General features: G+C 63.6%; 18 protein-coding genes. 16 read left to right on the top strand and 2 right to left on the bottom strand.

All coding sequences use genetic code 11. The features are described 5' to 3' along the window. The first annotated feature begins 88 nt into the window (after positions 1 to 88). The 14 genes from BLU37_RS05900 to BLU37_RS05965 all read left to right on the top strand — a co-directional run bounded on the left by BLU37_RS05900 (position 89) and on the right by BLU37_RS05965 (position 14,622). Complete coding sequence (locus tag BLU37_RS05900) at positions 89 to 2,104, top strand: LodA/GoxA family CTQ-dependent oxidase (protein WP_090203101.1); 2,016 nt, start codon at positions 89 to 91, stop codon at positions 2,102 to 2,104. Beyond that, positions 2,105 to 3,208 (top strand): tryptophan 7-halogenase, encoded by a 1,104-nt coding sequence (locus BLU37_RS05905; protein ID WP_090203104.1) that lies wholly within the window; start codon positions 2,105 to 2,107, stop codon positions 3,206 to 3,208. A gap of 177 nt (positions 3,209 to 3,385) precedes the next feature. Beyond that, positions 3,386 to 3,835 (top strand): glycine zipper domain-containing protein, encoded by a 450-nt coding sequence (locus tag BLU37_RS05910; protein WP_019361079.1) that lies wholly within the window; start codon positions 3,386 to 3,388, stop codon positions 3,833 to 3,835. A gap of 227 nt (positions 3,836 to 4,062) precedes the next feature. Continuing rightward, entirely contained in the window at positions 4,063 to 4,965 is a 903-nt protein-coding gene (locus tag BLU37_RS05915) for a hypothetical protein (protein WP_090203107.1), read from the top strand. 482 nt (positions 4,966 to 5,447) lie between these two features. After that, complete coding sequence (locus BLU37_RS05920) at positions 5,448 to 6,536, top strand: methyl-accepting chemotaxis protein (RefSeq protein WP_090203110.1); 1,089 nt, start codon at positions 5,448 to 5,450, stop codon at positions 6,534 to 6,536. 36 nt (positions 6,537 to 6,572) lie between these two features. Then, positions 6,573 to 6,938: a response regulator gene (locus BLU37_RS05925; RefSeq protein WP_019361076.1), complete on the top strand. Its 366-nt coding sequence runs from the start codon at positions 6,573 to 6,575 to the stop codon at positions 6,936 to 6,938. A gap of 6 nt (positions 6,939 to 6,944) precedes the next feature. After that, positions 6,945 to 7,262: an STAS domain-containing protein gene (locus BLU37_RS05930; protein WP_090203112.1), complete on the top strand. Its 318-nt coding sequence runs from the start codon at positions 6,945 to 6,947 to the stop codon at positions 7,260 to 7,262. 4 nt (positions 7,263 to 7,266) lie between these two features. Further along, positions 7,267 to 9,297 carry a chemotaxis protein CheA gene (locus BLU37_RS05935; RefSeq protein ID WP_090203114.1) on the top strand — a complete coding sequence of 677 codons (2,031 nt, stop codon included), beginning with the start codon at positions 7,267 to 7,269 and terminating at the stop codon, positions 9,295 to 9,297. 2 nt (positions 9,298 to 9,299) lie between these two features. Continuing rightward, complete coding sequence (locus BLU37_RS05940; RefSeq protein ID WP_090203117.1) at positions 9,300 to 10,937, top strand: methyl-accepting chemotaxis protein; 1,638 nt, start codon at positions 9,300 to 9,302, stop codon at positions 10,935 to 10,937. Positions 10,938 to 10,947: 10 nt separating this feature from the next. Continuing rightward, positions 10,948 to 11,475 (top strand): chemotaxis protein CheW, encoded by a 528-nt coding sequence (locus tag BLU37_RS05945; RefSeq protein WP_090203120.1) that lies wholly within the window; start codon positions 10,948 to 10,950, stop codon positions 11,473 to 11,475. Between the two features lies 1 nt (position 11,476). Further along, positions 11,477 to 12,289, top strand: a complete 813-nt coding sequence (locus tag BLU37_RS05950; RefSeq protein ID WP_010453344.1) for a CheR family methyltransferase — start codon at positions 11,477 to 11,479, stop codon at positions 12,287 to 12,289. Beyond that, positions 12,286 to 12,777: a chemotaxis protein CheD gene (locus BLU37_RS05955; protein ID WP_090203123.1), complete on the top strand. Its 492-nt coding sequence runs from the start codon at positions 12,286 to 12,288 to the stop codon at positions 12,775 to 12,777. Before BLU37_RS05950 ends, BLU37_RS05955 begins: the two co-directional genes overlap by 4 nt. After that, positions 12,774 to 13,820 (top strand): protein-glutamate methylesterase/protein-glutamine glutaminase, encoded by a 1,047-nt coding sequence (locus BLU37_RS05960; protein ID WP_090203126.1) that lies wholly within the window; start codon positions 12,774 to 12,776, stop codon positions 13,818 to 13,820. Before BLU37_RS05955 ends, BLU37_RS05960 begins: the two co-directional genes overlap by 4 nt. A gap of 145 nt (positions 13,821 to 13,965) precedes the next feature. After that, entirely contained in the window at positions 13,966 to 14,622 is a 657-nt protein-coding gene (locus tag BLU37_RS05965; protein WP_090203128.1) for a response regulator transcription factor, read from the top strand. Here BLU37_RS05965 and BLU37_RS05970 read toward each other — a convergent pair. Beyond that, entirely contained in the window at positions 14,607 to 15,035 is a 429-nt protein-coding gene (locus tag BLU37_RS05970; RefSeq protein WP_090203131.1) for an acyl-CoA thioesterase, read from the bottom strand. The genes BLU37_RS05965 and BLU37_RS05970 overlap by 16 nt on opposite strands. 11 nt (positions 15,036 to 15,046) lie before the next feature. Next, entirely contained in the window at positions 15,047 to 15,985 is a 939-nt protein-coding gene (locus BLU37_RS05975) for a phospholipase BipL (RefSeq protein ID WP_090203134.1), read from the bottom strand. A 75-nt stretch (positions 15,986 to 16,060) separates the two neighbouring features. On the opposite strand from BLU37_RS05975, the gene BLU37_RS05980 reads away from it, so the two are divergent. Together BLU37_RS05980 and BLU37_RS05985 are read left to right on the top strand one after the other, a co-directional pair. Continuing rightward, positions 16,061 to 16,675, top strand: a complete 615-nt coding sequence (locus tag BLU37_RS05980; protein ID WP_090203136.1) for a DUF6436 domain-containing protein — start codon at positions 16,061 to 16,063, stop codon at positions 16,673 to 16,675. Between the two features lie 119 nt (positions 16,676 to 16,794). Next, positions 16,795 to 19,164: a penicillin acylase family protein gene (locus BLU37_RS05985; protein ID WP_090203139.1), complete on the top strand. Its 2,370-nt coding sequence runs from the start codon at positions 16,795 to 16,797 to the stop codon at positions 19,162 to 19,164. Positions 19,165 to 19,232: the final 68 nt, after the last annotated feature.

Genomic DNA, 19,232 nt, shown 5'->3' on the forward strand with positions numbered 1-19,232 from the left:
TCGTTCGATCGCGATGACCGGCACCCGCCCAGGGATCCTGCCCACAGGTCGGGCAAATCCTCTTTAGCACGGAACGCGGAGAGAACTCATGTCGATCACCCCCGGCCATACCCCGCATCACCACGGCGACCATACCCCTCCCAAGGACAACCGCATCGTCAGCGCTGCGATCCACCCCGCCATCGGCGTGGCTCGGGTCGGTAATAGCGAGGCGGAATATTTCCTGGGTCCCCAGGTCACCGAGCCACGGCCGGAACCACTCGGGTTCTATCGCGACGCCCAAGGCGCGCTGAAACGCCAGGCCGCCGAGTTCCGCATCTATGGTTACAACCTGGCTGGCGAAGTGGTGGCCGAGCTGACTACCGAGAACGCCGATATCACCTGGTCTGCCCATGTCGCCAACAGCAAGGCGCAGTGGTACCAGTGGCAACTGGCGATGGACATTCCCGAAGCCGCCAGCAAGGTGCTGCCTCTGCGTAATGCCCAGATCAAGGACCCTGAAGCCCGTACAGCACTGACCATCGATGGCGGCCTGCATAGCATCAGCGGGCCAAACCAAAGTGGTGTCGAGTTCAACGGACAATACGAAGGTACCCCGGTGTATCTGGGAGAACTGCGCACCGATGCTCATGGCCGACTTCAGTTCCTTGGCGGTCGTGGCGTGTCGGCATCGCCGAAGAACACGCCGATCTTCAACCCGAAGGACAACAACAGCTTCATCAACGCCGATGGCTGGTATGACGATACCTCGGACGGTCCGATCAGTGCTTTGGTCAGCATTGGCGAACGTTCGATTCCGGTCGAGTCGGCCTGGGTGGTGACCGCACCACCGAACTACGCTCCGCAGGTCAAGTCCGTACGCACGCTCTACGACCTGACCTACGATCTGTTCATCCAGGCCGCCTGGCTCAAACCCAGCACCTCTGTATCCTTCCGGCACGATGTGTATCCGACCCTGCAACGACTGTCGGGCCTGCAATGGGTCAATCAGGGCTTCGCCACCCAGTTCGGCCACAACGGTCGCTACAACTTCGAAGATCCGGCCTTTATCGCCAGGCTGGCGAGCAAACCGGCCCCGGGCAGCTACGACGTGAACCAGGAAACCCGCCGGGAAATTCTCAACAGTTTCCGCCTGCCCCAACCCACCGACAGCAATCCGCTACCCTGGCCATGGATCTATGGCGACTACATGGACGCGCCGAGCCTGCAGCAGTACTCGTCCATCACCCAGACTCAGTATCAGGCATTGAAAAGCTGGGCTGACGGCCAATTCGAGTCCGACTGGTCCAGCGAACCACTCCCGGACACTCTGGACTCGGTTGACCTGGCAGATCAGCCGGCCATGCTCGACCGTGCAGCCTTGGACTTTTGCCTCGCCGATGCCTTCCATCCCGGCTGCGAATTGACCTGGCCGATGCGCCACCTGTCGTTGTACGCCAAACCCTGGCGCATTCGTCAACGGCCGGCCGGCAGTCCGCAGCCCGACTACGGTCCGACCCTGAACCAGACCCAGACTCTGGCCGTCGGTGGCCCGCTGTATGGACAAGGCCCCGGCGATCTGAACCGCTGGATGGGCTTGCCCTGGCAAGCTGACACCGCCTACTGCCGGGGTGGCTATGATCCGACCTACAGCCCGTTCGTCGCAACCTTCTGGCCAGCACGAGTACCCAACCAAGTGCTCAGTGACGTGGACTACGATCGGGTCATCGACCCTGTGGCCAAACCCGAGGAGCGTCTAGACGCCTTCTCCGATCGCAGCAACTGGAACGCCCCGCTGCTGGTAGAAGGCCCGCGAACCCCAACCGCCAAGCAGATGACGACCATGGTGGATATCTTCGGTTCCATGGGTTTGCTGGAAGTACGCACGCATACTTCCGATGATCCGGCCTATCCGAACACCATGATGGTTGCTAGCTACGGGCCACAGATTCCCACGACCCAGACAATCGCCAGCCCGTTACTGGCCGCCGACTTTGTCGCCGAAGGTACGCCGACGGCAGATGCGGTTGCTGCACCACGGCCACCACGCGGTGCCAACTTCAGCAGCCAGGAAGAAGCCGAGCAGGCGCCACGCGGTACCCGCTCCGAAAAACGCCCGCTGTAAATGGCGCACTACGACGTTGCCATCATCGGTGGCGGCCCGGCCGGTTCGGCGACCGCCATCACCCTGGCGCGCCTGGGCCGGCGGGTGCTGCTCGCCGACTCGGCGCCCGCCGGACGTTTCCGGGTGGGCGAGGGCTTTCCGCCCGCAGCCCGTTCGCTGCTCGCCGACCTGGGAGTGCTCGACGACTTTCTCGCCGCCGGGCACCGTCCCAGCTACGGCAATCTTTCCCTGTGGGGCTCGGACGAGCCACATATGGACGATTTCATCTTCCAGACCCAAGGCCGTGGCTATCAGCTGGACCGCTGCGCCTTCGACGCCCAGTTGCGCAAGGCGGCGCGCCAGTTCGGCGTCACAGTCCACGAAGCTACCCGCCTGGCCGCCACCCCGGATACTGACGGCTTCAACCTGTGCCTGAGCGACTGCGCCGACGAACAGACCGCCCACAGCAGTTGGCTGATCGACGCCGGCGGCCGCCCGGCAGTGCTCGCCCGCAAGCTGGGTGCGCAGCGCATGGTGGAAGACCGGCTGACCGCCTTCTACCTGTTACTGCACAGCACGCAGGCCTCTGACCAAGACGGCCGAACCCTGGTCGAAGCGGTGGAGGATGGTTGGTGGTACAGCGTGCTGCTGCCTTCGGGTGAGCGCCTGGTGGCCTTCCTCGGTGACCTGGACCTGCTCGACCGCCAGCAGCTGTTGGACAGCGACGGCCTCTGGCAGCAGTTGGCGCACACCCGCCTGCTGTCGGCCTTGTGCCGCGAGCACGGCTACCAGTCCGGCTCTGCCGTGCAGGGGATGGATGCCGCCAGCGGGCGACTGTCACGCTTTCACGGCGAAGGCTGGGCGACCGTTGGCGATGCGGCGTTGTCTTTCGATCCGTTGTCGTCTCAAGGGATCGCCACCGCGCTGTACTGCGGCCAATATTGCGCGAGGGCCGTGCATGCCACGCTGCAAGGCGACGACACCGCATTGGCCGCCTATGCAGACTTGTTGAACAGGATCTACAGTGCCTACCTGAATAATCGGCGGCAGTTCTACGGGATGGAAAAACGCTGGGGCGAATCGACGTTCTGGAAGCGGCGCCAGCCTCTTCCAGTGAGCGCATGAGGGCGCGAAATGGCAGGATTCAAGTAGCCTCAGACTCTCTGAAATCGACTAAGTTCCCGTGCAAAATCAGCAAGTTATGATTTTGTATACATGTCGTGCTATTCGTCGGATTTCCATTGTAACCACGCCCTTACAAGCCTCAGGATCGCGCCGTCATCCCTAGGAGGCTCCTCTCACATGAAGTTCTCGTCGATTCTCTTGTTGTCCCTGAGCCTGGCCAGTGGCCTGGCCTGCGCCGGCGGTACCACCGAAGCCGGTATCGGCGGTGCATTGGGTGGTGTACTCGGTTCGGCAGTCGGCCAGTCGCTGGGCGGCAACACCGGCTCGACCATTGGTGCGGCCCTCGGCGGCGCGGGTGGCAGTGCGGTCGGTGCCGACAAGCGCAGCCGCGGCGAAGCGGCGATCGGCGGCGCGCTGGGCGCAGCGGGCGGCAACGTGGTCGGCCGCAGCATGGGCGGCAGCACCGGCAGCCTGATCGGCGCGGCGGCTGGCGGTGGCGCCGGCGGTGCGCTGGGCAACTACATGGGCAACTCCAGCGACCGCGAGGATCGCAATTACCGCGAGGGCCACCGTGGCCGTGGTCACGCCTATGGCCATCGCAAGCACGGCCGCCACTGGCGCGACTGATGCGCCCCCCACGGGGAATGCCGCAACGGCATTCCCCGTATCACCGTCGGCCAGTGCAGAAAACCCGTCGTAAAAATGCCCGACCATGCAGATTGCATGGGCCTAAGACCACAAACATTTCCCAACTTATTGAAATAGCAGGCGATTCGGCATCCGCTGGATTGGCATGGCCGCTGCTATCTCCTCAGTGAAGGCTGTACGTCTCTCACTCATGGAGCACGATAACAATGATCGGGAATGCCGAAATCCATCCTGGCCCCCTGCAAGACTCGTCGAACCACTCAGGCGTTGCCTGGGCGGCGATCTTCGCTGGCGCGGCCGCCGCCACCGCACTGTCTCTGCTGCTGCTCATGCTCGGTTCAGGGCTGGGCTTTTCTGCCATCTCGCCCTGGTCGGGCGAAGGTCTCAGCGCCAAGGGGCTGGGTGTCTGGGCGATCATCTGGCTGGCCCTGACGCAGATCCTCGCCTCGGGCATGGGCGGCTATCTCGCCGGACGATTGCGGGTCAAATGGGCCAACCTGCACGGCGACGAGGTTTATTTCCGTGACACCGCCCACGGCTTTCTTGCCTGGGCCGTGGCGACCCTGCTGATGGCCACGCTGGTGGCCGGCTCCGTCAGCGGCATCGTCGGCGGCGGGGTCAAGGCAGGAGCCACCGTGACCGCCGGCGCCGCGAGCAGCCTGGGTGGCCACGCCAGCCAGAACAACAGTTCCGATTACTTCATCGACCTGCTGTTTCGTGACGATCGTCCGGCAGCAGTGAGTGAGGACGCCGCCCACGGCCTGGCCACACGAATCTTTGTCCACAGCCTGGGTAACGGCCAACTGAGCCCCGAGGACCGCACCTACCTCGCCCAACTGGTCAGCCAGCGCACCAACCTCAGTCGGGTCCAGGCCGAACAACGGGTCGACCTGGTATATGCCCAGGCCCGCCAGGCGCTCGATAACGCGAAGCTGGCTGCCGATCAGGCCGCCAAGGTCGCGGCCTGGTCAACTCTGTGGATGTTCATCGCCCTGCTGATCGGCGCGTTCTTCGCCAGTCTGGCTGCAACGTTCGGTGGTCGCCAACGCGATGGCGTGGCCTACCTGAAAAGTCCCGAATATCAGACCGGCACTGCGCCCCTGCACTAATCCGAGGAGAATGAAAATGCGCTCACTTCTACTGTTCTTTCTGGGTGTACCGATCCCGGTGATCATCCTTATCGCCCTGTTCGTGCACTGACCCCTGCGCGCAGTGTCCCCATTGCGGGGTCACTGCTCTCCTCTAAGCACTACGCTTAATCCAGCGGGAAACCGGCCGCGAGCCGGCTTCCCTGGACACCCCAGTCGGCCATTCTGCCGCGCTTTGTAATATTCGATTACATCCAAACCACTCAAAAAACCTTAGGGCTAACTCCTAGAAAGCTCGGAGCAAAGGATTTTGTCATAACGCCAGAAGGCATCGACATAACGGGATAAAGCCAGAATTACCTGCCCGAATGGTCAAATTAAAATCGTCATGAAAATGCGCAAACGATACCGTGAGCCAACAGGATTAAGGGTTATCCCGATACTGATATCAATATGCTACCGATATGATCCGCCGACCTTGAGCTATGCAATGGAAGCAATGCATGCGGATCTATCTTGGAGTCTGGTTAGGGATCGCGCTGAGTGTTATCGGGCTTATCCTCGCCCAACCCCTGCTCAATGGTGCCGGTCTGGCACTGATTGCCATCAGTGCCCTGGCCCAGCAGATTGTCAAATCCTCGAACAATCCAGCCACTCCTCCCCTTACGCCAGCACCCGATACCACCCCTGCGCCGGCCGAATTGCAGGCATTGCTGCCGGTGATCGCACCGGCCTGGAATGATGGCATCGGCCAGAGTCGGCAACTGCTGCAAGCCAACATCAGCGAGTTGTTCGAACGCTTCGCCAGCATCGCCACACGCCTGGAAGGCGGCCTGCATGGCTCCGAGAATATCCTGGGCAATGGCGGGGTCGGTGAAAGCCTGCGCGATGCCAATGAGCGCCTGCGCGAAGTTACCCAATCCTTCGAAGCCAGCAGCCAGCGCCAGCACGAGCTGCTCGATACCATCAGCCACCTGGGCGACTACGCCAGCCAGTTGCAGCAGATGGCCAAGCGTGTCCAGGAAATCGCCAACCAGACCAACCTGCTGGCGCTCAACGCCGCCATCGAGGCCGCGCGTGCCGGTGAGTACGGCCGTGGTTTCTCGGTGGTCGCCGACGAAGTGCGCAAGCTCTCGACACTCTCCGCCGAAACCGGCCAGGGCATGGACACCAAGGTCGGCGAGATCAACCACGCGATCCAGACCACCATCACCGCCGCCGCCGAACTGGGCACCAGCGAACAGGCCAACCTGGACTTCCTCAATCATGCGGTGACTCAGGTCATGACCCGCCTGGGCGACAACCTCACCGAACTGACCGATGCCTCCCGCGTCCTGCAACGTGACGCCCGGGACACCCAGGCCGACATCCAGGCGATCATGGTCAACCTGCAGTTCCAGGACCGGGCCGACCAGATGCTCGACCATGTCCAGGTCGACCTGGCCCATCTGCTCGACGCCATCCGTGACCAGGATCGCAGCCTCAATGATCCGTCCGCCTGGCTCGAACGCCAGCACCAGCGCTTCACCACCGACGAGGAGCGACAAGGTCGCACCCAGGTGGCAACCGGTGACGATGTGACCTTCTTCTAGCGTATCTCCGTTTTCCCTTTTGCAAGAGTGATGAACATGGCCAAGACCATCCTGATCGTCGACGACTCCCTGTCCATGCGCCAACTGGTGAAGATGAGCCTGACCGGTGCCGGTCACCAGGTCATCGAGGCCTGCGACGGCCGCGATGCCCTGAACAAACTGACCGGGCAGAAAATCCACCTGATCATCAGTGACGTGAACATGCCCAACCTCGACGGCATCGGCCTGGTGAAAGAGGTCAAGGCGCGCAACGAGTACCGCTTCACGCCGATCATCATGCTCACCACCGAAAGCGAGCAATCGAAGAAGGCCGAGGGCCAGGCCGCCGGGGCCAAGGCCTGGATCGTCAAGCCATTCCAGCCGCAGCAACTGCTGGCGGCCGTCGAAAAACTGCTGGGATAACCCGCCATGTTCTCGCTGACTCCCGCTGCCGACGGCAAGCCCGCACAACTGCACCTGCAAGGCGACCTGACCCTCTACGAAGTCAGCCTGGCGCGCGAGCAGTTGCTCGGCCTGCTGCCTCTGCCCCCGGGACCGTGGCAGCTGGACCTGGGAGGCCTGAGCGAACTGGACAGCGCCGGGGCGCAATTGCTCCTGGCGATCCAGCGGGCGCTGTCATCCATCGACTACCCCACCACCGTCAGCCAGGTCTCGGACACCGCCCAGGAACTACTGACGTTGCTGAACCTGGAATCGCTGTACCCCGCCATCCCGACCGAGGACTGAACCCATGCTCAGTGGCGAACAATGGAACCAGTTGCTGCTGGGCTTTCTCAGCGAAGGCCGCGACCTGCTCAAGGAAGCCGAGGACAGTCTGCTGCGCCTGGAAACCTGCCCCGATGACCAGGAAGCGATCAACGGTCTGTTTCGTGCCGTGCATACGCTCAAGGGCTCGGCCGGGATCTTCTCGCTGACACCTCTGGTCAACCTCACCCATCACCTGGAAAGCCTGCTGATGTCGGTGCGCGACGGCCAGCGTGCGCTGACCCCGGCACTCACCTCGCTGATGCTCAACTGCATGGATGAGTTGAACGCGATGATCGAGCGCGTCGATCCCGACAGCGGCCTGCTCGATGCCGACGAAACCCGGCAGGCGCCGTTGCTGGCCGCCCTGTTCGAGGCTCAGGGCAGTACTGCAGAGGAATCGGAGCAGACCGTGGCGCTGGACGCTCCCGCCACGCTGGCGGATCAGCGTACCTGGCAGGTCTCGATCAGCTTCTCCGAGGAGCTGTTCCGCAACGGCTTCGACCCGGCGGCCTTCCTGCGCTATCTCAAGCGGTTGGGCGAAGTCGTCGCACTGCGGACCCGCACCGACGCGATACCGGCCCTGGAACGGATGGACCCGGAAACCTGCCACCTGGGATTCGAATTCCAGTTGCTCACGACAGCCAGCCAGGCCGAGATCGAAGACGTTTTCGAGTTCATCCAGGATTTCTGCGAACTGCGCCTGAGCGTCCTCGAACCCGTTCTGCCGGTGGCGAGCGCACCCGGCGCCGAGCCTGTCCCGGCGGCCCTGACGCCCGTGCCCAGAACCACCACCCCGCGCGAGCGCCGCACCCTCGACATGACGCTGCTCAAGGTCGCCGCACACAAACTCGACGAATTGATCAATCTGGTCGGCGAACTGGTGATCAGCACCGCCAGTGCCCAGATGCAGGCTCGCCGCAGCACTGACAGCGGCTGCATGGAGGCCACACAGGCGGTGCACCAGCATGTCGAGCAGATCCGCGAAGCGGCGTTGAAACTGCGCATGGTGGAAGTCGGCGAGACCTTCAATCGCTTCTACCGGGTGGTGCGCGATGTCAGCCAGGAACTGGGTAAGAATATCCAGTTGAGCCTGGTCGGCGGGGAAACCGAACTGGACAAGTCGGTGATCGACAAGATCGCCGACCCGCTGACCCACCTGGTGCGCAACGCCATCGACCACGGCATCGAGTCGGCCGCCGAACGCCTTGCCGTCGGCAAGCCGGCCGAGGGCAACCTGCGCCTCAATGCCTATCACGACTCAGGCATGATCGTGCTCGAAGTCAGCGACGACGGGCGCGGCCTGAACACCGCGCGGATTCTCACCAAGGCCATCGACAAGGGGCTGGTCGACCCGGATGCCCAGCTCAGCGATCCGGATATACACCTGCTGATCTTCGAGGCCGGCTTTTCCACCGCCGAACAGGTCTCCAACCTCTCCGGACGAGGGGTCGGCATGGACGTGGTGCGCAGCGCCATCGACCAGTTGCGCGGGGTGATCGAGATCGATTCGGTCGCAGGCGCAGGTTGCACGTTCCGCATTCGCCTGCCACTGACCCTGGCGATCATCGATGGCTTCCAGGTCGGGGTCGGCCAGGACAACTTCGTCATTCCGCTGGACATGGTCACCGAGTGCATGGAGGCCAGTCCCGAATGGCTACGCCTGGGCCAGGGCTACCTCAACCTGCGTGGCAAGCCCCTGCCCTGCATCGCCCTCGACCGGCATTTCGGTCTGACGCCCAGCACCGCCCGGCGGCGCAATATCGTCGTGGTCAGCCAGGGCCGGCAGCAGGCCGGGCTGATTGTCGACCAACTGCTGGGCGAACTGCAGACCGTGATCAAGCCCCTCGGCCAGATGTTCCAGCACCTGCGCGGCATCAGCGGCTCCACCATCCTCGGCTCCGGCCAGGTCGCGCTGATCCTCGATATCGCCAGCCTGTTCCGACACCTGCAGACGTCGGGCGAGCCCACGACCAATTCGCTCAATACCCCTTTGCCTAGCCTTTCAGGAGAGTAACCATGCAGTTCATCCGCAACATGAAGATAGGCATCCGACTGACAGCGGGCTTCCTGCTGGTAGTGGTGCTGACCGGGGTCATCGGTGTGATCGGCATCCGCAACCTGTCCCAGGTCAATGACTTGTCGGACCGCATGTACGAACTTGATGTCACTGGGCTGAGCCAGATGCAGGAAGCCAATATCCAGTTGGTGAGTGTCGGCCGCGCGATGCGTCACAGCCTGCTCGCCACCAGCCATGCTGACCGTGAGCAGGCTGCCAAGCAGGCCCGCGCCGCGCTTGATCAGACCCGCAAACTGATCGCCGACGCCCGCAAGGCCTTTATCACCAAGGAAGGTCTGGCCCAGATCGACAAAATCGAAGTACCGCTCAAGGAATACGAAAGTGTGGTCAATCAACTCCTGAGCACTCACCAGCAATCCGGCCAGTTGCAGGAAAGCAGCGAGATCACCGATCTGCTGCCCAAGGCCGTCAGCACCAGCGAGGTGGTGGACCGGCTGATGGGCGAGGTGACGCGCGGCAAACAGGCGCGTGCCGCCGAAGCCAACCAGCAGATCAGCGACATCGCCGCCAACTCCCAGACCCAGATGATCATCCTCGTCATCGCCGCAACCCTGCTCGGCCTGCTGATCGGTGTACTGGTGACCCGCAGCATCACCCGGCCGCTCAACGGTGCCGTGGACGCCGCCAACCGCATGGCCGCCGGCGACCTGAGCCAGGACCTGGAGATCACCAGCAAGGACGAGACCGGCCAGTTGCTGGGCGCCATGCAGAACATGACCTTGCGCCTGCGCAGCATCCTCGGCGATGTGCGCAGCGCCGCCGACTCGCTGTCCTCGGCGTCGGAACAGGTCAGTTCGACCTCGCAGTCGCTGAGCCAGGCCGCCAACGAACAGGCCGCCAGCGTCGAACAGACCAGCGCCTCGGTGGAGCAGATGTCCGCCTCCATCGCGCAGAACACCGAAAGTGCGAAGATCACCGACGGCATCGCCGGCAAGGCTGCCAATGACGCCGTGCAAGGCGGCGGCGCGGTGGGCGACACGGTGCTGGCGATGAAACAGATCGCCGACAAGATCAGCATCATCGACGACATCGCCTACCAGACCAACCTGCTGGCGCTCAACGCCGCCATCGAGGCCGCCCGCGCGGGCGACCATGGCAAGGGCTTCGCGGTGGTCGCCGCCGAGGTGCGCAAACTGGCCGAACGCAGCCAGGTTGCGGCTCAGGAAATCGGCCAGGTCGCCTCCAGCAGCGTGCAACTGGCCGAACAGGCCGGTCACCTGCTCAACGAGATCGTGCCGAACATCCAGAAGACCTCCGATCTGGTCCAGGAAATCACCGCCGCCTCCCAGGAGCAGAGCGGCGCCGCCGGGCAGATCAATATCGCCATGGGCCAGATGAACCAGATCACCCAGCAGAACGCCTCGGCCTCCGAGGAACTGGCGGCCACCGCCGAGGAAATGAACGCCCAGGCCGGGCAACTGCAGGAACTGATCGGTTTCTTCCGTTTCGAGGAAGAGTCTGCCAGCAGCTATCGGCCCACCCCACGCAGCAATGACGGCTACGCGCTCAATGGCCCACGGGACGGCTTCAAGGGCCGCTCGACGGTCGATGAAGGCCAGTTCGTGAGTTTCAATTGAGGGCCGGATCATGACTGCAAGCCCGAGCCGCGAACTCGAAAGCCTGCCCGACGCCGCCCTGGCGTCGAGCATCCAGCACCTGTCGTTCCGGGTGCGCCAGGCCGCCTACGCAGTGCCCATCGATCTGGTGCGCGAGATCATCGAATACGGCGACGTCACTGCCGTACCGATGATGCCGGCGTTCATCCATGGTGTGATCAACCTGCGCGGCAACGTGGTGCCGGTGCTCGACCTGGCGACGCGCTTCGGTTTCGAACCGACCACCGTCGGCAAGCGTACCTGCATCGTCATCATCGAGCTGGAACTGGAAGATTTCAGCCAGCGTATCGGCCTGGTGGTCGATGCGGTGGACGCGGTGCTCGATATCGACCCACGGCAAGTGGTCGCCGCACCGACCTTCGGCGCCGGCATCCGCACCGACTTCATCGCCGGCATGGCCCGTGACGAACAGGGTTTCACCATCATCCTGAACATCCCGCAAGTGCTGTCCATGGATGACATCCGCCAGCTCAGCCTGGCGGTGGTCCAGGGCAGCTGAAATGTCCAGTCAGCTCAAGTTGCCGACCCTGGGCGACGGCGAGTTCCGCCGCCTGCAGACGCTGATGGCCCAGGCCTCGGGCATCGTCATGGCGCCGAACAAGCGCCCACTGGTGGCCGGCCGGCTGATGAAGCGTCTGCGGCATTACCGCCTCGACAACTATGCCGACTACCTGCAACTGCTCGACCAGCCGGCATACCTCAAGGAGCGCCGGTTGGTGGTCGACCTGCTGACCACCAACGAAACCTACTTCTTCCGCGAGCAGCCGCACTTCGATTTTCTCGGCAACTGGCTCAGCACCCGCAAGGGCCCGTTGAGGTTCTGGAGCGCCGCCTGTTCGTCTGGTGAAGAACCCTATAGCCTGGCCATGGTGATCCAGGAACACCTGCGCAGTGGCGACTGGTCGATCCTGGCCAGCGACCTCAGCCTGAGCATGCTGGAGAAAGCCGCCGAAGGCATCTACGACATGGCCCAGGCCAAGTACTTCCCCCAGGGCTGGCTGCAACGCCACTGCCTGAACGGCGTCGCTGACATGCGCGGGCGCTTCCGGGTCCAGGCGGCCCTGCGCGAGCGGGTCAGCCTGCGCGAGATCAATATTGTCCAGCCGCTGCCGGAAGGGCTCGGACCGTTCGACGTGATCTTCCTGCGCAACGTACTGATCTATTTCAACAACGAAGAAAAGCAGCGCATCGTCCAGCGTCTGGTCCACCAGTTGCGACCCGGTGGCCTGCTGTTCATCGGTCATGCGGAAAGCATCCACGGCTTCGACCTGCCGGTGCGGCTGCTCAATCCGTCGGTCTACGAACGCCTATGAATTCAACGCTTTTCCTGCGCCCCGGCGACTACTTCTTCGGCCAGCACGAAGGCGGGGTCACCACCCTGCTCGGCAGTTGCGTGGCGATCACGCTCTGGCATCCGCGTTGGCGCCTGCTGGCGGTCTCGCATTACCTGCTGCCGACTGACCCAATGGCCCGCGGCGGCCTCGACACCCGCTACGGCGAAGGCGTCTTCCGGCGTATCCAGGCCGACATGCAACGCCACGGCACTCACCCCGGCGAATACCGCAAGGGCATTTTCGGCGGTGGCAGCCTGGTGCGCTTCGAAGGCCCCCGGGGCCGCCGGGTCGGCCACAGCAACAGCACCTTCGCCCGCGAGCAGTTCAACCGGCGCAACTGGGCGGTCGATGATTGCGACCTCGACGGCCAGCACTATCGCCGCCTGCATATCGACGGCCGCAACGGCGTGATCGACTGCCAACGCAACAAAGTGCAGCCGCTGCAGTTGGGGGCAAGATCACGATGATCCGGGTGTTTATCGTCGACGACTCGGCCCTGGTCCGCCAGGTACTGACCCAGTGCCTGGAAAGCCATCCGAACATCAAGGTGATCGGCCAGGCGGCCGACCCGCTGTACGCCATCGACAAGATGCGCCGCGACTGGCCGGATGTGTTGATCCTGGATGTCGAGATGCCACGCATGGACGGCCTGACCTTCCTGCGCCAGATCATGGCCGAACGGCCGACACCCACGCTGATCTGCTCGACCCTCACCGAGCAGGGCTCGGCGGTCGGCGTCGAGGCGCTCGCCGCCGGTGCGGTCGGGGTGTTCACCAAGGCCCGGCTGGGCCTGCGCCAGAGCCTGGAACAACTCTCCACCGAGTTGATCCGCAAGGTCGAGGAAAGTGCCCGGGCACGGCCTATGGCCCTTCGCCACAGCCCCCCTCCCGCAGAATCAGCCCCCACATTGCCGACGGTGCTCAGGACCACGGACCGCGTGGTCGCCCTGGGCTGTTCCACCGGAGGCACCCAGGCACTGGAATTCATCCTCAGGCAACTGCCACGTGACTGCCCGGGGATTGTCATCGTTCAACACATGCCCGAGAAGTTCACCGCCGACTTTGCCCGGCGCCTGGACAAGCTGTGCCAGATCGAAGTGCGCGAGGCCAGGCATCTGGATCGCGTCCACAGTGGCCTGGCGCTGCTCGCTCCCGGAGGTTTGCACATGCAGCTCAAACGCAGTGGCGCCCACTATCAGGTAGAAGTGCTCGACGGTCCGCCCGTCAACCGGCACAAGCCTTCGGTGGACGTACTGTTCCGCTCGGTGGCGCGCCAGGCCGGAGCCAATACGTTAGGCATCATCATGACCGGCATGGGCGACGATGGTGCGCGTGGCCTGTTGGCCATGCGTGACAGCGGAGCCTGTACCGTCGCCCAGGACGAAGCCAGTTGCGTGGTGTTCGGCATGCCCAAGGAAGCGATCCGCATGGGCGCGGCACAAGCCGTCGAACCCCTGGCGAAACTGCCGAAACTGATCCAGCACTTTGGCGATAGCCACCGCCACGGCTGAGCCGAGCCTTACAAGAGCCGGCCCGTGGACGCCATGGGTCGATACCTGAAGCAAATTGCATCCCGGGTTGGCATCCAGACACGAACAACCGCGGCAGCCGCATTCGGCTGTTGTGCCCTATCTATTGCGCCATGGGCTAGAGCTTATGCTTTGTCGAATACTGCTTGCCGACGACTACCCGCTGTTTCGTGCGGGTATCCGGGCTTTGCTGGAAAAACAACAAGAATACGAAGTCGTCGGCGAAGCGGGCGATGGTCAGGCCGCCATCGAACTGGCCTCCAGACTCAAGCCGGACATCGTGCTGCTGGACATGTCGATGGAGCGCATGAACAGCGTCACCGCGCTCAAGGAGCTGTCGTTGCGTGCACCGCACAGCAAGGTGCTGATGCTGTCGATGCACACCGACACGCATTTCGTGATGAAGTGCCTGCAGTTGGGTGCCCACGGCTACCTGCTGAAGACCGCGACGGTCCTGGAGCTGGAGCTGGCCCTCAAGGCCTTGCGCCATGGCGGTCAGTACCTGTCATCGGCGGTGGTACCGCTGGTGGTCAACCAGGCGGTCAGGCAGAGCCACGAGCCGGCCACCAAGGCCAGCCATGTTGCCTTGACCGCGCGCCAACTGGAGATCCTCCGGCTGATCGCCCGGGGCGAGACCACCCGCTCCATCGCCGTGGGCCTCGGCCTGAGCATCAAGACCGTGGAGGCGCACCGTTCGCAGATCATGCACCGGCTGCGGATTCACGACATTGCCGGGCTGGTGCTATTCGCGGTACGCGAGGGAATCATTCAGATCAACGATTGAAGAGCGCCGCGCAAGCCGTCGGGGATCGAGGCCGGGCGGTTGCTCGTGCGCTCGACGAACACGTGGACAAAGCGCCCGGCGGCACAGGCCTCGTCCTCGCCAGCCTTGAACACCGCCAACTCGTATTGCACCGAGCTGTTGCCCAGCTTGCCGACCCGCAGGCCGATCTCGATGCGCTCGGGGAAGGCAACCGAAGCGAAATAGTCGCAGGCGGAACTGACCACGAAACCGACCACCTCGCCGTCGTGGATGTCCAGGCCACCCTGTTCGATCAGGAAGGTATTCACCGCCGTATCGAAAAAGCTGTAGTAGGTGACGTTGTTCACGTGACCGTAGACGTCATTGTCGTGCCAGCGCGTGGTGATCGGCTGGAAGTGACGGTAATCACCACGGTGTGGCAGGCGTTCGGTCATGGGGACCTCGATCAGAAGTGGGCGCCGAGAAAGCTGAAATAGCGTTCGCGGTATTCGGGAAGCTCATTGGCCAGGTGATGCCGGGCCTGTTCCAGCATGAACACCTCGGGCTGGTCGAACTTGCTGCGCAGCACCGCCAGGTTGTGTTGCCAATCGACGGTCATGTCACCGTCGCCCTGGACGATCAGAGGCCGCCGAGGGCTCGCCGTGGCGCCTTCAATACCCGGAATCCAGCGGGCCAGGGCGCCGACCCAGGCGGTCGGCAGACGTTGCGGTTGCAGCGGATCGGCCTGCAGAAAGGGCATGAACGCCGGGTCATGGGTGTTCTCGCTGAAGCGCCGGGCAATGCCTTTGACGAAGGGCCGGAGCAGGTGATAACTGAGCTTCGACCATCCCCAGGCCCTTGGCCGCACCAGTGGCGAGAGCAGCACCACCTGGCCTTGGGCTGGGCTGTCCAGGCCATGTTTGAGCAGGTGGTCGACCACGATCGCGCCGCCCGTGCTCTGGCCGAACAGATGCCAGGGTTGCGGCAGATCAAGCGACCGGGCTTCCTCGAACAGCCCCTGCAAGGCCCGCTGGTACTCGGCGAAGTCCTCGATGCTGGCCCGCTCGCCACTGGACAGGCCGTGGCCCGGCAGGTCGCAGGAAATCACCGCGAAGCCGCGGTCCAGGGCCCAGTCGATGACATTGCGGTACAGCCCCATGTGGTCATAGAAACCGTGGAACAGGAACAGCGTCGCCACCGGCTCCGGTGGCAGCCAGAGCTGGCTGACCAATGCGAAGGCGCCGCTGCTGAAACCGCCGAGGCGACTGGTGAACGGTGTGCTGCGCTGGGGCAGGTCCAGACCGTAGAAACGCTGATAGGCCTGCGCCGCCGGTGACAACGGCTGTGCATCGGCCAGCGGGCGCAAACTGGCACGCAGGGAATCGGGGTCGAAGGTGGCGGGCATGAACAGCCTCCAGGCAAAGGTACGGTAACGCCGAGGCGTTTTACTGATCTACGATATTCTTCTGTCAGGGCAGGCATGGCAAGCTACGTGACCTTCAAGGACCCGATCGCCATGTCCCAGACGCGTCACAACACCCTGTTCGCCGGCCTGCTCGTCGTGATGTGCGCGGTGGGCCTGTGGTTCGCCTACGACTGGTTCCAGGGGCGTTATATTCGCGCCTTCAGCGACCAGACAGCGCTGTTCTCCGGCGACCGCCTGAGCTTGCCGGCCGAACTGGCCGGCCCGGGGAAAATCCGCCTGGTGCATTTCTGGGACCCGGCCTGCCCGTGCAATGTCGGCAACCAGCAACACCTGGCCGAACTGATCGAGCGCTTTGCACCCTTGGGCGTGGATTTCTATGGTGTGCAGAAGCCCGGCAGCCAAGGCCAGTTGCCGAGTACACTGCAGGCAATCCGGCCACTGCCGGGCCTGCCCGGCGCCGAACACCTGAGCGTCAGCCCGGCAGTGGCCATCTGGGACCGCAACGGCCAACTGGCCTACTTCGGTCCCTACAGCCAGGGCGCCACCTGCAACTCCGGCAACAGTTTCATCGAACCGATCCTGCAGGCGCTCAGCGAGGGCCGTTCAGTGAACGCCACCCACAACATGGCGGTAGGCTGTTACTGCGCCTGGCAAGCGCCCGGCCCATGATCATGGCGAACCAAACTTTTTAGCGTCATCGCCACGCGGTGCGATGCACCTGCCTGCCGGGCTGTGCTACACCTTAGCGGCTGAGCCTCGGCAGCCCCGACCGTCACAAGGAACCCCGCATGAAACGCAGCATGACCGTTCTCGCCGTCCTGATCGCCGCCGTGACCGCCGGCGGCACCTGGTACGTCCAGAGCAAACTGCCGACACGCCAGGGCCAGGTCACGCTGGGCAACCTGCAGGGGCCGGTCACCGTGCGCTACGACGAGCGCGGCGTGCCGCATATCCGTGCCGAGTCGGAGACCGATCTGTATCGCGCCCTGGGTTATGTACATGCCCAGGACCGTCTGTTCCAGATGGAGATCGTCCGGCGCCTGGCCCGTGGCGAGTTGTCCGAAGTCCTCGGGCCCAAGACCCTGGAAACCGACAAGCTGTTCCGCAGCCTGCGCATTCGCGAGCATGCCGCCCAATACGTCGCCCGGCTGGACCCGCAATCGCCGGCCTGGAAGGCCCTGCAAGCCTATCTGGACGGCATCAACCAGTACCAGGCCAGCCATGCCAGACCGATCGAGTTCGACCTGCTGGGGATCCAGCCGCGGCCCTTCACCGCCGAAGACACCATCAGCATCGCCGGCTACATGTCCTACAGCTTCGCTGCCGCGTTCCGCACCGAGCCGCTGCTGACCTATGTACGCGACAAGCTCGGGGCCGACTACCTCAAGGTGTTCGACCTGGAATGGCGTCCCCAGGGCATGCTCGGTTCAGCAACGCCGCTGACCGATGCCGACTGGAAAAGCCTCGGCGCACTGGCACGGGTCAGCGAGCAGGCGCTGCGCGATGCCGGCGTGCCGCAGTTCGAGGGCAGCAACGCCTGGGCGGTGTCCGGCAGCCGGACCAAGAGTGGCAAGCCACTGCTGGCCGGCGACCCACATATCGCCTTCTCGACCCCCGCCGTGTGGTACGAGGCGCAACTCTCGGCACCGAACTTCGAGTTGTATGGCTATCACCAGGCGCTGGTGCCGTTCGCCTTCCTCGGCAACAACGCGGCCTTCGGCTGGAGCCTGACCATGTTCCAGAACGACGACCTGGACCTGATCGCCGAAAAGACCAATCCCGACCACCCCAACCAGGTCTGGTACCACGGCCAGTGGGTCGAGATGACCCGCAGCGAAGAGCAGATCGCGGTCAAGGGCCAGGCGCCGGTGACTATCACACTGCTGCGCTCGCCCCATGGTCCGATCGTCAACGATGTGATCGGCGCCAATGCCGGGACGAAGCCGATCGCCATGTGGTGGGCGTTTCTCGAAACCCCCAACCCGATCCTGCAGGGTTTCTACGAACTCAACCGCGCCGACACCCTGGATAAAGCCCGCGAAGCCGCCAGCCGAATCCATGCACCCGGCCTGAACCTGATGTGGGCCAACGCCAAGGGTGATATCGGCTGGTGGGCCGCTGCACTGCTGCCCAAGCGGCCGGAGGGGGTCAATCCGGCGTTCATCCTCGACGGCAGCACCGCCGAGGCGGACAAGGGCGGTTTCTATCCCTTCAGCGCCAATCCGCAGGAAGAAAACCCGCCGCGCGGCTACATCGTGTCGGCCAACAGCCAGCCGGCCTCACCCACCGGCATGGTGATTCCCGGCTACTACAACCTGGCCGATCGCGGCCAGCAGTTGAACCGGCAATTGGCCGACACCAGCGTGCGCTGGAGCCTGGAGAACAGCCAGAAACTACAACTGGGCACCACCACCGACTACGGCCCACGGTTGCTCAAGCCGCTGCTGCCAGCGTTGCGCGCAGCAACGAAGGACCCGGCCGAACTCAAGCTGGTGGAGCAACTGGCGACCTGGAAGGGCGACTACCCGATGAGTTCCACCAGCGCCACGCTGTTCAACCAGTTCCTCTACGAGCTGGCCCGCGCCGCCATGTATGACAAGCTGGGCGATGCCTACTTCAGCACCCTGACCAGCACCCGTGTGGTAGATGCCGCGCTGCCACGCCTGGCGGCCGACGAGCACTCACCGTGGTGGAACGGCAATCGCAATGAGGTCGTGAAACAGGCCTGGCAGGCAACCCTGGCCCATCTCAGGCAAACCTACGGTGACAACAGCGGCGGCTGGGTCTGGGGCAAGGCGCACACCTTGACCCACGGCCATCCGCTGGGCCGGCAGAAGCCGCTGGACACGCTGTTCAACGTCGGCCCGTTCGATGCGCCGGGCACCCACGAAGTGCCGAACAACCTCTCGGCAAAAATCGGCCCGGCACCGTGGCCGGTGACCTACGGCCCCTCGACCCGACGCCTGATCGACTTCGCCGACCCGGACCACGGCCTGACCATCAACCCGGTAGGCCAGAGCGGCGTGTTGTTCGACAAGCACTACAGCGACCAGGCCGAAACCTACGTCGAGGGTGGCTACGAGCAGGTGCGCATGAACGAGGTCGAGGTATCGGCCAACACCCGCGGTGTGCTGAGGCTGGTGCCAGGCAACAAGTAGTCAGACTGTGGTGCAATATCGCTCAAGCCCAAGTGCGAATGGCTCAACAAGCTTTCAGGCAGGAGCAG

The organism is Pseudomonas asplenii, from assembly GCF_900105475.1.
Lineage (GTDB): Bacteria > Pseudomonadota > Gammaproteobacteria > Pseudomonadales > Pseudomonadaceae > Aquipseudomonas > Aquipseudomonas asplenii.

What these genes read in the sequence shown, in the direction of transcription:
- BLU37_RS05900 (WP_090203101.1), top strand. Translation starts at nt 89, where the DNA reads ATGTCGATCACCCCCGGCCATACCCCGCATCACCACGGCGACCATACC.
- BLU37_RS05905 (WP_090203104.1), top strand. Translation starts at nt 2,105, where the DNA reads ATGGCGCACTACGACGTTGCCATCATCGGTGGCGGCCCGGCCGGTTCG.
- BLU37_RS05910 (WP_019361079.1), top strand. Translation starts at nt 3,386, where the DNA reads ATGAAGTTCTCGTCGATTCTCTTGTTGTCCCTGAGCCTGGCCAGTGGC.
- BLU37_RS05915 (WP_090203107.1), top strand. Translation starts at nt 4,063, where the DNA reads ATGATCGGGAATGCCGAAATCCATCCTGGCCCCCTGCAAGACTCGTCG.
- BLU37_RS05920 (WP_090203110.1), top strand. Translation starts at nt 5,448, where the DNA reads ATGCGGATCTATCTTGGAGTCTGGTTAGGGATCGCGCTGAGTGTTATC.
- BLU37_RS05925 (WP_019361076.1), top strand. Translation starts at nt 6,573, where the DNA reads ATGGCCAAGACCATCCTGATCGTCGACGACTCCCTGTCCATGCGCCAA.
- BLU37_RS05930 (WP_090203112.1), top strand. Translation starts at nt 6,945, where the DNA reads ATGTTCTCGCTGACTCCCGCTGCCGACGGCAAGCCCGCACAACTGCAC.
- BLU37_RS05935 (WP_090203114.1), top strand. Translation starts at nt 7,267, where the DNA reads ATGCTCAGTGGCGAACAATGGAACCAGTTGCTGCTGGGCTTTCTCAGC.
- BLU37_RS05940 (WP_090203117.1), top strand. Translation starts at nt 9,300, where the DNA reads ATGCAGTTCATCCGCAACATGAAGATAGGCATCCGACTGACAGCGGGC.
- BLU37_RS05945 (WP_090203120.1), top strand. Translation starts at nt 10,948, where the DNA reads ATGACTGCAAGCCCGAGCCGCGAACTCGAAAGCCTGCCCGACGCCGCC.
- BLU37_RS05950 (WP_010453344.1), top strand. Translation starts at nt 11,477, where the DNA reads ATGTCCAGTCAGCTCAAGTTGCCGACCCTGGGCGACGGCGAGTTCCGC.
- BLU37_RS05955 (WP_090203123.1), top strand. Translation starts at nt 12,286, where the DNA reads ATGAATTCAACGCTTTTCCTGCGCCCCGGCGACTACTTCTTCGGCCAG.
- BLU37_RS05960 (WP_090203126.1), top strand. Translation starts at nt 12,774, where the DNA reads ATGATCCGGGTGTTTATCGTCGACGACTCGGCCCTGGTCCGCCAGGTA.
- BLU37_RS05965 (WP_090203128.1), top strand. Translation starts at nt 13,966, where the DNA reads ATGCTTTGTCGAATACTGCTTGCCGACGACTACCCGCTGTTTCGTGCG.
- BLU37_RS05970 (WP_090203131.1), bottom strand. Translation starts at nt 15,035, where the DNA reads ATGACCGAACGCCTGCCACACCGTGGTGATTACCGTCACTTCCAGCCG.
- BLU37_RS05975 (WP_090203134.1), bottom strand. Translation starts at nt 15,985, where the DNA reads ATGCCCGCCACCTTCGACCCCGATTCCCTGCGTGCCAGTTTGCGCCCG.
- BLU37_RS05980 (WP_090203136.1), top strand. Translation starts at nt 16,061, where the DNA reads ATGGCAAGCTACGTGACCTTCAAGGACCCGATCGCCATGTCCCAGACG.
- BLU37_RS05985 (WP_090203139.1), top strand. Translation starts at nt 16,795, where the DNA reads ATGAAACGCAGCATGACCGTTCTCGCCGTCCTGATCGCCGCCGTGACC.